This window comes from Xanthomonas sp. NCPPB 1128, from assembly GCF_001043115.1.
Taxonomy (GTDB): Bacteria; Pseudomonadota; Gammaproteobacteria; order Xanthomonadales; family Xanthomonadaceae; genus Xanthomonas_A.
In genome coordinates, this window is the sequence record NZ_LFME01000007.1 from 45535 (window position 1) to 57854 (window position 12320).

The window sequence follows — 12320 nt, forward strand, 5'->3', positions numbered from 1 at the left end:
CTGGGCGCCGTCGCGCGGTTTGCGCTGGCGTCGGCCACGGCAGGTCGTGCATAGCCGACGCATCTCGCCTCGACGAGCGCACCCGTTGCGACCGGCAGCGCTGCCGGCTCGCAGCGGCGACGGCGGCGCTCAGCCGGCCGCCAACTCCAGGCCGGCGGCCTGCAGCAGCCGGCGCCGGGTCAGCGGCCCGAAGCGCAGCGCCTCGCACAGGCCCTGCAGCATGTCGGCATCGGCCACGCCGCGGGCGAACCCGGGCGCAGCGGTGTGCAGCGGCGCGTCCAGGGCGATGGTGGTCAACTGTCGCCACAGCAGCGCGTGCTCGCGCTGCTCGCGCAGGCGCACGGCCATCTGCGCGGCGCCGCGCAGGCGCAGGAACGCCACTTCGTCGACCCGCGCCAGCAGCGTGTCCAGGTCGCCGAAATGCGCCAGCAGGATCGCCGCCGACTTGGCGCCGATGCCGGTGACGCCGGGAATGTTGTCGATCGCATCGCCGGTCAGCGCCAGGTAGTCGGCGATCTGGTGCGCATGCACGCCGTGGCGCGCCTTGACCCCGGCTGCACCCCACCGCTGGCCGCGGCCGTAGTCCCACTGTTCGTCGAACTCCAGCAGCAACTGCGACAGGTCCTTGTCGGCGGAGACGATCACGCCGTGGAAGCCGTCGCCGCGCGCACGGTGCAGGGCGCTGCCGATCAGGTCGTCGGCCTCGTAGTCGTGGTGCGCCAGCACGCCCAGGCCCAGGGCTGCGCACAGCGCCTTGCAGTGCGCGAACTGGCGGCGCAGCGCATCCGGCGCCGGAGCGCGGTTGGCCTTGTAGGCGGCGTACAGGCGATGCCGGAAGCAGCTGTCCAGCGCTTCGTCGAAGGCGATCACGATGTGCTGCGGGCGTTCGCGCTCGAGCAGGTCGAGCAGGAAACGGGCGAAACCGTGTACCGCATTGGTCGGCCAGCCCTGCGCGTCCTGGAACTCGTCCGGGATCGAATGCCAGGCGCGGAACACGTACAGGCTGGCGTCGACCAGGTACAGCGGCCGCGACAGGGGCAGCCCTGCGTTCACGGCGTCCAGTCGCTGAGCAGTGCGCGTGGATCGGGCCGCTCGCGCTCCGGCGCGTCGAGGCGGGCGGTGCCGATGTGGATGAAGCCGGCGACGTGCTCGTGCTCGGCCAGGCCTAGCCGTGCGGTCACCGTTTCGTCATACGCCATCCAGCCGGTCAGCCACTGCGCGCCGAAGCCGTAGGCCTGCGCCGCCTGCAGCAGCGCGAAGCACACCGAACCGGCGGTCAGCCATTGCTCGATTTCCGGCACCTTGTGCCCGCGCTGCAGGCAGGCGATGACCGCGATCACCACCGGCGCATGCGCGAAGCGTTCGCGGTCCTTCTCCACCGCCGCCGGCGCGGCGCCGGGGTCGCGCTGCAGGGTGCGCGCGGCGAGGATGTCGCCCAGCGCCAGGCGCGCCGGGCCGGCGATACGCAGGAAGCGGAACGGCACCAGCTTTCCGTGATCGGGGACACGCACGGCCGACTGCAGCATGGCCAATAGCGTGTCCGCGTCCGGCCCGGGCTCGCCGAGTTGCTTGGATGGCACTGAACGGCGCGCATCCAGCGCTTGCAGCGAATGAATTGTGCGCATAGTCTCGATTCCGTGGGACGGGCGCGAAATTATAGTCGGGCGCTCGCAGGCGGCAGCGGATGCCGCGGTTACACGGACAATCGCCTTGCGTTGCTGATCTGCCGCTAGCTTCCGAATTGACGTCGGTCTCACTGCTGCCTGCGTATCACACTGCCATGACCCTTGCTGAATACGCTGAAGAGTTGTCGCCCAGCCGCAACGCGGATCTGCTCGAGCAGGTCCGGGATGTGGTGTCGGTTCCGCTCGCCGGTGCTTTCGGCGAGGTGCTGGACGTGCTCGCCGAGGCGCTGTTCCGCATGGCCGAGCGTGCCGGCCCGACCCAGAACGACTATTTCGAGGCGATCCAGCTGCTGCGCCAGCAGCGCGAACCGATCGCCGCGCGTTTCCGCGCGCACCTGGCCCAGGCCTGGCAGGCGCTGGAGGCCGGCCGCCCGCTGTCGGTGGAGCGCAGCCTGGCGCGCGAGCGCGGCGACCTCAGCCTGGTCTCGGAACAGGAACTGGACGTGCGCCTGGCGGTGCGCAACCTGGCCGGGGCGATCCAGCACCGCTGGCGGCCCGAGCTGATGCGGCTGAACCGGTTCCTCGGCTTCATCGCCGGTGGCCAGCGCATCGATGCCGACAACAATCCGTTCGGCCCCGAGCACGTGGGTGCGGCGGTGTACGCGGCGCTGCACGGGCTGGTGCTGGCGCCGCAGGTGCAACTGGCGATCGTCAAGATCTGCGAGCAGGAACTGCAGGAGCGCGTCGGCGAACTGTATGCGCAACTGGAGCAGCGCTTGAACGAGGTCGCGCGCGCGCGCGCGCTGCCGAGCGGGCGCGCTCGCCGTCGTGCCATCCCGCGCCTGGGCGCGAGCGAGGACGAGGCGGCGCCGGACTGGATCAGCCGCTTCTTCGAGAACTGGGAAACTGCCGCGCCGCTGTCGGCGGCACAACGCCGTGCCGCGCGCGCCCTGGACGCGCATGCGCGCAACGAGCAGGAGGTGCTGCCGCCGGCGTTGCGCGCGCTGCTGCACGAGGCGCAGCCGGACCCGGGCCCTGGCGATGGCCGGCGCTGCCTGTCGCCACGCGAGCTGCTGTCGGTGCTGTCGCTCCTGCAGACGATGCCGCTGGCCGGATTCGCCGCCGTCTGCGAGCACGGAGGCCCGCTGGCGCAGGGGCTGCGCCGACAGATCGCCGGCGTCGGCGCCTCGCTCGGTCTGGACCCGGCGAGCACCTGCCTGGACCCGGCCGACGCGGACACGCTGGACCTGGTCGGCCTGCTGTTCGATGTGATGCTCGAGGAGTGCGTGCTGCAGCCGGCGCAGCGCGAACTGCTGGGCCAGATGCTGGTGCCGATGGCCAAGGTGGCCCTGATCGACGGGCGCCTGTTCGTGCGCGACGGACATCCGGCGCGGCGCCTGCTCAACCTGCTGGCCGACGCCTGCGACGGCAATGCCGGCAGCACCGGCCCGGAGCAGGCGCTGCTGGCGCAGGCACAGGCGGTGGTGGAGCGGGTGGTGCGCGATTTCGACGAGCACCTGGCCGTGTTCCTGGCGCTGGAGGCCGAATTCGGCAGCGCCTACGAGCAGTACCGACGCCGGGTGGAGATCGCCGAACGCCGCGCGGCCGAACTGCAGCGGGCCGAAGAGCGCCGCGAGGTCGCCCGCCAGCGCGCCGCGCAGGCCGTGCACGAACTGCTGCAGCAGGCCGGCGACGACCTGACCCTGCCGCCGCCGATCGAGGCCTTCCTGCGCCAGTCCTGGTGCCAGTACGTGCAGCAGTCGGCCCTGCGTGACGACGGCCAGGGCAGTGCGCTCGCCGCGGCACTGGCGCTGGGCGACGCGGTGCTGGCGCAGTGCCGCCAGGCCCAGACCGGCGCGGCGCCGGCAGAAGGCTGGTTGCAGCCGCAACACGCCGAGCTGACCCGGCTGTGGACCAGTGTCGGCCTGGACGCGGCGGCGGCCGAGGCTGCCTGGCAGTCCCTGCATACGGCGCTGGACGATCTGGCGCATGCGCGGCCGCTGCAGGCCGCGGCGCCCGTGGCCAGCGTCGAAACGCCGGAGCCGCCTGCCGGCGAGACGGTGCCGGCGCTGCCGGAGCCGGCCCAGCCCACCGATTTCGACCACATCACCGCCGATTATTTCCGCACCCTGCCGCTGGGTACCTGGCTGGACTTCGTCGATCGCGAAGGTCGCGTGCAGCCCGGCAAGCTCACCTGGGTCAGTCCGATCTCGGCGCGGCTGCTGTTCGTCAACCGTCGCGGCGGGCGGCTGTGCGTCGCCTCGGCCGAGGCGCTGGCGGTGATGGCGCGGCTGGACCGGCTGCGCCTGCACCGCGACGACGATGCCTTCTACAGCGCCATGCAGGGCGTGGTCGATCGCCTGGAACGGGTGGCGGTCGCGGCCTGAGCGTGTGCGTATTCAGGCCGCGCTGCACGTGGGATTACGCCGTCACGCACGACGATTCTGCTCGAGGTCACGTTCTGGAGCGAGAAATGCGTAGCCCATCACGGTCCATATTCAGCTACCTTGCCTACCATGCAGGAGCGGAAACAGGGGCCGCGTCTGTTCGTTCTCCACCATTCTCTTATCTGGCGCCGTCCATGGCGCGGAGCCGTCGCGCATGAGTTTCAGCCCCAGCCCGCACGCACACCCGGCGCGTGACCCGCGCCTGTTGACGCAGGCGCGCGAGGGCATGCTGCCGGTGCTGGGCCAGGCCTTCGCCGCGGCGCTGGCGCATTTCGACGACGTGCTGTTCGACCGTGCCGAGAGCGCCGGCGCGTCGCAGTTGTTGTTCCTGGACGGCATGCGCGAACTGCGGCGCCGCCGCGACGAGATCGCCGCGCGCTTCCGTGCACAGCTGCACACCGCCTGGGAGGCGCTGGAGGCCGGTGCGCCGCTGTCGGCCGAGGTCGCCCTGGCCGGCTACGGGCAAGGCCTGAGCTTGATCTCCGAACACGAGCTGGAATCGCGGCTGGCGGTGCGCAACCTGGCCAGCGTGCTGTTGCGCGAGTGGAAGCCGGTGCTGACCCGCATCGACCGCCGCCTGGGCTGGATCGCCGGCGGCCTGGAACTGGACGCGGACACCAACCCCGTCGGCCCCGAACACATCGGCGTGGCCGTGCATGCCGCGTTCTCCACCAGCGACCTGGCCCCGGAAGTGCGGCTGGTGCTGATCAAGCTGTGCGAGCGCGATTTCACTGCCGGGGTCGGCAAGCTCTATCAGGACCTCGACGACAGCCTCGCCCAGGCCGGGGTGATGCCGGAGATCTCGCGGCCACGCACGCCGCCGCCGCGCCGCGCGCCGCCGCCACCGGAGCCGCGCGCGCCGCGCGAGGCCGGCTCTGCAGTCGATGCCGGCATCGGTGCCGAGCTCGGCGAGGACGAAGAACATTACGCGCCGGCCTGGGCCAACCGCTTCGTCAACCGCTGGGCCGAGCGCCGCGGCAGCCTGCAGGCCGGCGAGCGCTACGACGATGCCGAGGCGCGCCTGCCCGGCGGCAGCCAGGGCGTGTTGCTGGAGGCGCTGCACGAATTGCTGCAGCAGACCCGCAACGCGCGCGAAAGCGCCACCTCCGCGGCGACCGCGGCGGTCGGCCAGCAACGGCCGCTGAGCCAGCGCGAGATGATGTCGGTGCTGTCGCTGCTGCAGGCCACGCCCAGCGCCACGCTGCGCGCGGCGATCGGCGACGACAGCGAGTCGCTGGCGCAGCGGCTCAAGAGCGAGGTGCTGTCCAACGCCACCCAGTTCGGCGTGGACCCGGCGCATGCGCGGCTGGATCCGGTCGACGAGGACGCGATCGACCTGGTCGGCATGCTGTTCGACGTGATGCTCGACGAGCGCGACCTGGAGGGCCGTTCGCGCGAACTGATCGGCCGGCTGGTGGTGCCGTTCGTCAAGGTCGCGCTGCTGGACCGGCGCATGTTCGTGCAGAAGACCCATCCGGCGCGGCGCCTGCTCAATTCCCTGGCCGAGGCCTGCGAGGGCAATACCGGCGAAAGCCAGGCCGAGCGCGTGCTGATGGGCAAGGTCGAGGAGATCATCGACCGGTTGGTCGCCGACTTCAACGAGAACCTGGCGATCTTCCTGACCCTGGAAGAGGAATTCCGCGATTTCCTGGCGCAGCACCGCCGCCGCATCGAGATCGCCGAGCGCCGCGCCGCCGAAACCCAGCGCGGCCAGGAGAAGCTGGAACTAGCGCGGCAGCGCGCCGAGGCCGAATTGCAGCTGCGCCTGCAGGGCCGGCAATTGCCGCAGGCGCTGCAGGACTTCCTGCGCCAGCCGTGGCAGCACCACCTGACCATGGCGATGCTGCGCGAAGGCGAGGGCGGCCCCGGCGTGCGCGATGCGCTGGCGCTGGCCGACGGCCTGCTCGAGGAAGCCGCCGAGGCGCAGCGGCACATCGTCGGCAAGCCCTGGCTGCAGGCCTGGCAGGGGGCGCTGCAGCGGGTCTTCGCCGGCGTCGGTCTGCATGCCGAGGCGGCCACGGCGGCGATCGATGCGCTGCACGACACGCAGCAGGCGGTGGCCGAACTGCGCCCGGAACTGGAGCGGCCGCTGCCGGAATTGCCGCAGGTGGCGCTGCCGCAGCCGCCGGTGCAGGAGGCGCAACCGGTGGAGGTGGCGCCGCCGCAGACCATGGACGATTTCGACAACGCCGATGCCGACCGCTTTCGCGCGATGCCCATCGGCACCTGGCTGGATTTCGTCGACCGCGACGGCAAGATGCAGGCCGGCAAGCTGTCGTGGGTGAGCCCGATCTCCTCGCGGCTGTTGTTCGTCAACCGGCGCGGCGTGCGCTTCTGCGTGGCCTCGCCGGAAGAACTGGCGGTGATGGTGCGGCTGGGCCGGCTGCGCGCGCACGTCGACGACGGCGCCTTCGACAGCGCCATGCAGGGCGTCATCGACCGCCTGGATCCGCATAGCGCGACCTTGCACTGAGGGCACTGCCGCGGCGCGGGCGATCGCTGCCGTGGCGTTGCACGTGTCACGTGTTGTTCGGCTGCCCGTATCGGCGCCGTCAGCGCATCACTGACGACACGTTCTGGCGGCCGTTGGTCGATATGCCATCGCGACCGTAGGAGCGGCTTCAGCCGTGACGGGCGTTCCCGATAACCTCTTCGAATGGAACCGCTCCTATCCGTGCGCCTTGCCTAGCGATGGGAGGCATCAACCGCAACTGGGTTTCCTCGCGCTGCCGTTCGCGGCTGAAGCCGCTCCTACACTCGACCCGCGTCGGCAATTTGCACTCGGTGTTGCGCGTTTTCCTTGCGAGCAGCGTCCTTCCCGACTCGGCCATGCGCCTGGCCGCATCGGCCCAGAACACTCCTTCGCCGACGCGGCGCGCGGCGGGCGCCCTCGCGTTCGCGTCGCCCTCGCGCCTGGCCAACGACGCCGGGTCCGCCTCCACCTGGCGTGCAGACCCTGTAGGATCGGCGCGGACGACGGGCAAGGCACGGGGAATCGCATGGCAGTGCAGGTGCTGGTGGTGAAGGAATCGGCGCAGGGCGAACGCCGCGTGGCGGCCACGCCGGAGACGGTCAGGAAACTGGTCGCCCTGGGCGCGCAGGTGCAGGTCGAGCCGCAGGCCGGGGTCTCGGCCGGGTTCGTCGATGACGCCTATCTGGCCGCAGGCGCACAGCTGGCCGATGCGCAGAGCCCGGCGCAGGCGGATCTGGTGCTGTGCGTGCAGCCGCTGCCGGAGGTGGCGCTGGAGCAGCTCAAGGAGGGCGCCGGCGTGGTCGGCATCCTGCAGCCGCAGGCCGATCCGGCGCGCGCGGCGGCGCTGCAGGCGCGGCAACTGGTCGCCTTCCCGCTGGAACGGTTGCCGCGCACCACCCGTGCGCAGGCAATGGACGTGCTCAGCTCGCAGGCCGGCATGGCCGGCTACAAGGCGACCCTGATCGCCGCGCAGCTGGCGCCGCGCTTCTTCCCGATGCTGACCACCGCGGCCGGCACCATCCGCCCCTCCAAGGTGCTGATCGTCGGTGCCGGCGTGGCCGGGCTGCAGGCCATCGCCACCGCCAAGCGCCTGGGTGCGCAGGTGGAAGGCTTCGACGTGCGCCCGGAAACCCGCGAGCAGATCGAATCGCTGGGCGGCAAGTTCCTCGACCTCGGAGTCAGCGCGGCGGGCGAGGGCGGCTATGCGCGGCAACTCACCGACGACGAACGTGCGGAGCAGCAGCGTCGGCTGGCCGAACACCTGAAGGGCATCGACGTGGTGGTGTGCACCGCCGCGGTGCCGGGGCGGCCGGCACCGAAGATCCTCAGCGCGGCGATGGTCGCCGGCATGAAACCGGGCAGCGTGGTGGTCGACCTGGCCGCCGAGACCGGCGGCAACTGCGAACTGACCCGGCCGGGCGAGACCATCGAACACGCCGGCGTGACCATCGCCGGGCCGCTGGACCTGGCCAGCATGGGCGCGGTGCATGCGAGCGAGATGTACGCGCGCAACGTCTACAACTTCGTCGCCCTGTTCCTGAAGGACGGTGCGATCGCCTACGACTGGAACGACGAGTTGCTGGCGAAGACACGCTGGACGGGATAAGCGTGGACGCGACGGTCGGGCGTTAGCTGTCCCGGCGCGGATCTTGTCTCGCCGCGATCCCGCGCCTCGAGCTTGGTAGTGATGCGGCGCACGGGAACCGTACGCACCATGTCGACGTGGCCGATATGCGTTTCTTCCGCGCCGAGGAAAGTACATTGTGGTGGTCAGCGGTCAGGGCGAGTTCCTCACCCGGACGCCGATTGCGGAGTTGCGCGCGCAGCTCGACCCCGCGCACTTCTGGCAGGTGCACCGTTCCACGCGGATCAATATCGCCTGGCTGGATGGCACGCGTCGCAACGAGGCCTGCCGCCGGTTCCTGCGCATGCGCAGGTACAGCGGCGCGCTGCCGGTGAGCGGGCCTAAGTCAACCTGTTCAAGGCGATGTAGGCCTGGGCCAGTGAGCGCGTCGCCCAGCGCCTCGCGATCTGCTTGCTCATGTAGGAGTGGCTTCAGCCGCGACGGGCGTTCCCGGTAAAGCCCGTCGCGGCTGAAGCCGCTCCTACAGGGTGTCGCTGCGGCCGCTGGACGCCATTGCGTGGCACACGGCGAGCGCCGTGCGCCATGCGCATCACGCTTCGACCGGTGCCGCCGTCCGCTTACCTGGAAGACTCCGGCGGTGGCCGGTCGTCCGGGCCGGCATTGGCGCGGATCCAGGCGGCGCGTTGCGCCGGCGTCATCGCTTCCCAGCGGTCGCGCAGCGCCTTGCGCTGGTCCGGCGGCAGCGCGCGCATGCGGTCGAATAGCACGCGCGCCTCCTCGCGCTGCTGCGGAGTCATGTCTTCGTAGCGGCGAGCGCCCTTGCGCGCGCGGTCGCGCTGCTCGGGGGTCATCGATTGCCAACGCTGCGCATGCTCGAACATGCGCCGGCGTTGTTGCGGGGCATCGTTCCAGCGCTGGCGCAGGGGCGCGATCAGCAACTCGCGCTGTTGCGGGCTCAGATGCTCCCAGTCGGGCAGCGGTGGGCCGGCATCGTCGTCGCGGTCGGCTGCATTCGGCGGCGGCGGCCCGGGCGGCGGCGCGGCGAACACGGCCGGGACGGCGCTGCCGGCCAGCAGTGCCAGGGCCAGGGAGAGACGGATCAGGCGAGTCATCGGGTTCATTCCATTGCCAGCGAGGTATCGGAGCCCAGCCACAGGTACAGGTCGGGATTTTCGTCCAGCATCGCGGTTGCGGCCTGGTCGGTGTCGGCACCCGCGCCGGCGCGCGCCGACGTGGTTGTGGCCGCAGTCGTGCCGGCGGCAACGCTGGCGGTGCTGGTCGGCACCGAGGGTGCCGGGCGCAGCAGCAGATGCACGCCCAACGCTGCACCGAGCAACGCCGGCACCGCCGCCAGCAGCCAGCCCCAGCGGCGGCCCGGCGCCGTGTGCGTCCGGCTGGCCTGCTGGCGCGCGGCGCGCAGCCGCGCCAGGGTCGGCGCGGGCAGGGCCTGTAAACCGGTCTGGTGGACGGCACGCAGGCGCGCGTCGAAGTTCGCGGAGCGGGTGGAATCGGATGTCATCGGACGTCCTCCAGATGTTTCTGCAGCGCCTCACGGGCGCGCGACAGATGGGTTTTCACCGAGCCTTCCGAGCAGCCCATCGCGCGTGCGGTGGTGGCCACGTCCAGCTCTTCCAGCACGCGCAGGGTGAAGGCCTCGCGCTGCCGGGCGGGCAGCGCGCGCAGCGCCGTCACCAGCCGCGCATGGGTCTGCCGGCGTTCGTGCTGCTCGGACGGATTGGGGCCGTCGTCGGCCCAGTCCGGCGGGCTGTCCGCTTCGCGTTCGCTGGTCGGCGCCCAGAAACGCAGGCGGAAGTTGCGGCGGCGCTGCAGGTCGATGATGCGCCGGCGCAGGATGCTCCAGAACAGCGGCGTCCATTCCTGCGCCGGGCGCTCGCGGTAGGCCAGCAGCTTGATCATGGCGTCCTGCACCGCGTCCAACGCGTCCTCGCGCTGGCGCAGGCCGGCTTCGGCGAAGCGGAACGCGCGCGGTCCGATCTCGGCCAGGAACGCGTCCAGCGACGCCGGTAGCGGGCGCTGCGCGGTGTCGGCATCGGTGGACGGTGGTGCGAGGGCGGGCGTGCTCACCAGCACAGCTTAGCTTCCTGGCGGGGGAATGCCGTGGTTAACGCGCCGCGGCGGCCGCGGTTGACCGACCGGACTCGGCGGGCCTGGTGGAATGGCACGGCGGCATCGCACAGTGGTTCAGCAGGCGGTTATGATGCAACGGACGGGCGCGGCGCCCGGGAGAACGGTGCGATGAGCGACGGGTTCGTGGCCTTGTACATCTTCATGCTGGCGGCCATTGCCGGGCATGTGATCATCTCGCGGGTGCCGGTGATCCTGCACACCCCGCTGATGTCCGGTTCCAACTTCATCCACGGCATCGTCCTGATCGGCGCGATGGTGGTACTGGGCCATGCCGACACCACCCTGGAAAAAGCCATCGGCTTCGTCGCGGTGCTGCTCGGCGCCGGCAATGCCGCCGGCGGCTACGTGGTGACCGAGCGCATGCTGGACATGTTCAAGTCCAGCAAGCCGGACGCCGCCAAGACCAAGGCGAAGGATTGAATGCGCGGTACCCGCGCATCGTCGCGGCGCTGGCCGCCGCCGTCCCGCTCGCGCTGCTGCTCGGCATCGCGCCGGGCGTTCTCTCCCACTTGCTGCCGCTCGGGCAGATGTCCTTTTTCGGAGCACGCCTGCTGATGGAACTGTTGCCGATCCTGATCAAGAGCAGCTACCTGGTCGCCGCCACCCTGTTCCTGCTCGGCCTGCAGCGCATGGCCTCGCCCAGGACCGCGCGCAGCGGCATCCGCTGGGCCGGTTTCGGCATGCTCTTGGCGACCGCCGCCACCTTCCTGCTGCCGGGCCTGCACAACCTGCCGCTGATCGTGCTGGCGATCGCGCTCGGCACCGCCGCGGCGTGGATCTCGGCCAAGAAGGTGGCGATCACCGACATGCCGCAGATGGTCGCGCTGTACAACGGCATGGGCGGCGGCTCGGCGGCGGCGATCGGCGCGGTGGAACTGCTGCGCTTCTCGTTCCTGATGCGTCGCGACACCACGCACTGGAGCGAGGCTGCGATCGCCGCGCTGGCCGCGCGCCAGCCGGAGGCGACCACGCTGGCGCTGGCGGTGATCGGCTCGGCGATCGGTGCGGTGTCGCTGTCCGGTTCGATCATCGCCTGGGCCAAGCTCGACGGGCGCCTGGACAAGCGCGTCACGTTCCCCGCGCAGCAGGCGTTCAACCTGCTGGTGTGCGTGGCGATGCTGGGCGTGGGCGCCTGGGCCGCGATCAGCCTGAGTCCGCTGGCGATCGTGCTGTTCTTCGTGCTGGCGCTGGCCCTGGGCGTGCTGATGACGCTGCCGATCGGCGGCGCCGACATGCCGGTGGTGATCTCGCTTTACAACGCGTTCACCGGCCTGGCGGTGGCCTTCGAGGGCTACGTGCTCGGCAACGAGGCGCTGATCATCGCCGGCATGATGGTCGGCGCGGCCGGCATCCTGCTGACCCGGTTGATGGCCAAGGCGATGAACCGGCCGATCCGCGGCGTGCTGTTCTCCAACTTCGGCGGCGGCGGTCAGGCGCAGGCGATCGCCGGCAGCCAGAAACCGATCGAGGCCGGCGACGTGGCGGCGATGATGGCCTACGCCGAGCGCGTGGTGATCGTGCCGGGCTACGGCATGGCGGTGGCGCAGGCGGAGCACAAGATCTGGGAGCTGGCGCAGCGGCTGATCGAACGCGGGGTCAAGGTCAAGTTCGCGATCCACCCGGTGGCCGGACGCATGCCCGGGCACATGAACGTGCTGCTGGCCGAAGCCGGCGTGCCCTACGACCTGATCGCCGACATGGACGACATCAACCCCGAGTTCGCCAGCACCGACGTGTCGCTTGTGATCGGCGCCAACGACGTGGTCAACCCGGTGGCCAAGACCGACCCGGCCAGCCCGATCTACGGCATGCCGATCCTGGACGTGGTCAATTCCAGGAACGTCATCGTCATCAAGCGCGGCAAGGGCACCGGCTTCGCCGGCATCGAGAACGCGCTGTTCTACGCGGACAACACCCGCATGCTCTACGGCGACGGCGCCGAGGCGGCCGGCGCCCTGGTCAGCGAGCTGAAGGCGCTGGACGGTGGCGGGCATTGAGCCGTTGCGGCGGGATGGCGGGACAGGGTGACGCAGCGACAGCAG

Annotated in this window: 10 protein-coding genes; 5 read left to right on the forward strand and 5 right to left on the reverse strand. The window is 70.8% G+C overall.

Going from position 1 to position 12320, the window contains the following annotated elements:
• Window positions 1–129: 129 nt before the first annotated feature.
• Both ACP93_RS06915 and ACP93_RS06920 read right to left on the reverse strand, forming a co-directional pair.
• Complete coding sequence (locus ACP93_RS06915) at window positions 130–1053, reverse strand: 5'-3' exonuclease (protein ID WP_048490017.1); 924 nt, start codon at window positions 1051–1053, stop codon at window positions 130–132.
• Entirely contained in the window at window positions 1050–1625 is a 576-nt protein-coding gene (locus ACP93_RS06920) for a nitroreductase family protein (protein WP_048490018.1), read from the reverse strand. Before ACP93_RS06920 ends, ACP93_RS06915 begins: the two co-directional genes overlap by 4 nt.
• Window positions 1626–1780: 155 nt before the next feature.
• Between ACP93_RS06920 and ACP93_RS06925 the strand changes: the two genes are divergently transcribed.
• The 3 genes from ACP93_RS06925 to ACP93_RS06940 all read left to right on the forward strand — a co-directional run bounded on the left by ACP93_RS06925 (window position 1781) and on the right by ACP93_RS06940 (window position 8151).
• Window positions 1781–4012 (forward strand): DUF1631 family protein, encoded by a 2232-nt coding sequence (locus tag ACP93_RS06925; protein WP_048490019.1) that lies wholly within the window; start codon window positions 1781–1783, stop codon window positions 4010–4012.
• Between the two features lie 214 nt (window positions 4013–4226).
• Complete coding sequence (locus ACP93_RS06930; RefSeq protein WP_048490020.1) at window positions 4227–6545, forward strand: DUF1631 domain-containing protein; 2319 nt, start codon at window positions 4227–4229, stop codon at window positions 6543–6545.
• A gap of 526 nt (window positions 6546–7071) precedes the next feature.
• On the forward strand, window positions 7072–8151 hold the full coding sequence (locus tag ACP93_RS06940) for an NAD(P) transhydrogenase subunit alpha (RefSeq protein WP_048490022.1): 1080 nt from the start codon (window positions 7072–7074) through the stop codon (window positions 8149–8151).
• A 596-nt stretch (window positions 8152–8747) separates the two neighbouring features.
• Here ACP93_RS06940 and ACP93_RS06945 read toward each other — a convergent pair.
• Genes ACP93_RS06945 through ACP93_RS06955 form a run of 3 tightly spaced genes read right to left on the reverse strand, consistent with a single transcriptional unit; the run spans window position 8748 to window position 10221 of the window.
• On the reverse strand, window positions 8748–9242 hold the full coding sequence (locus tag ACP93_RS06945) for a DUF3106 domain-containing protein (RefSeq protein ID WP_048490087.1): 495 nt from the start codon (window positions 9240–9242) through the stop codon (window positions 8748–8750).
• A 5-nt stretch (window positions 9243–9247) separates the two neighbouring features.
• Window positions 9248–9649 carry a hypothetical protein gene (locus ACP93_RS06950; protein ID WP_048490023.1) on the reverse strand — a complete coding sequence of 134 codons (402 nt, stop codon included), beginning with the start codon at window positions 9647–9649 and terminating at the stop codon, window positions 9248–9250.
• Window positions 9646–10221 carry an RNA polymerase sigma factor gene (locus ACP93_RS06955; protein ID WP_048490024.1) on the reverse strand — a complete coding sequence of 192 codons (576 nt, stop codon included), beginning with the start codon at window positions 10219–10221 and terminating at the stop codon, window positions 9646–9648. Before ACP93_RS06955 ends, ACP93_RS06950 begins: the two co-directional genes overlap by 4 nt.
• Before the next feature lie 165 nt (window positions 10222–10386).
• On the opposite strand from ACP93_RS06955, the gene ACP93_RS06960 reads away from it, so the two are divergent.
• Window positions 10387–10698 (forward strand): NAD(P) transhydrogenase subunit alpha part 2, encoded by a 312-nt coding sequence (locus ACP93_RS06960; protein WP_010341238.1) that lies wholly within the window; start codon window positions 10387–10389, stop codon window positions 10696–10698.
• A gap of 107 nt (window positions 10699–10805) precedes the next feature.
• On the forward strand, window positions 10806–12275 hold the full coding sequence (locus ACP93_RS06965) for an NAD(P)(+) transhydrogenase (Re/Si-specific) subunit beta (RefSeq protein ID WP_048490088.1): 1470 nt from the start codon (window positions 10806–10808) through the stop codon (window positions 12273–12275).
• The last annotated feature ends 45 nt before the right edge of the window (window positions 12276–12320 follow it).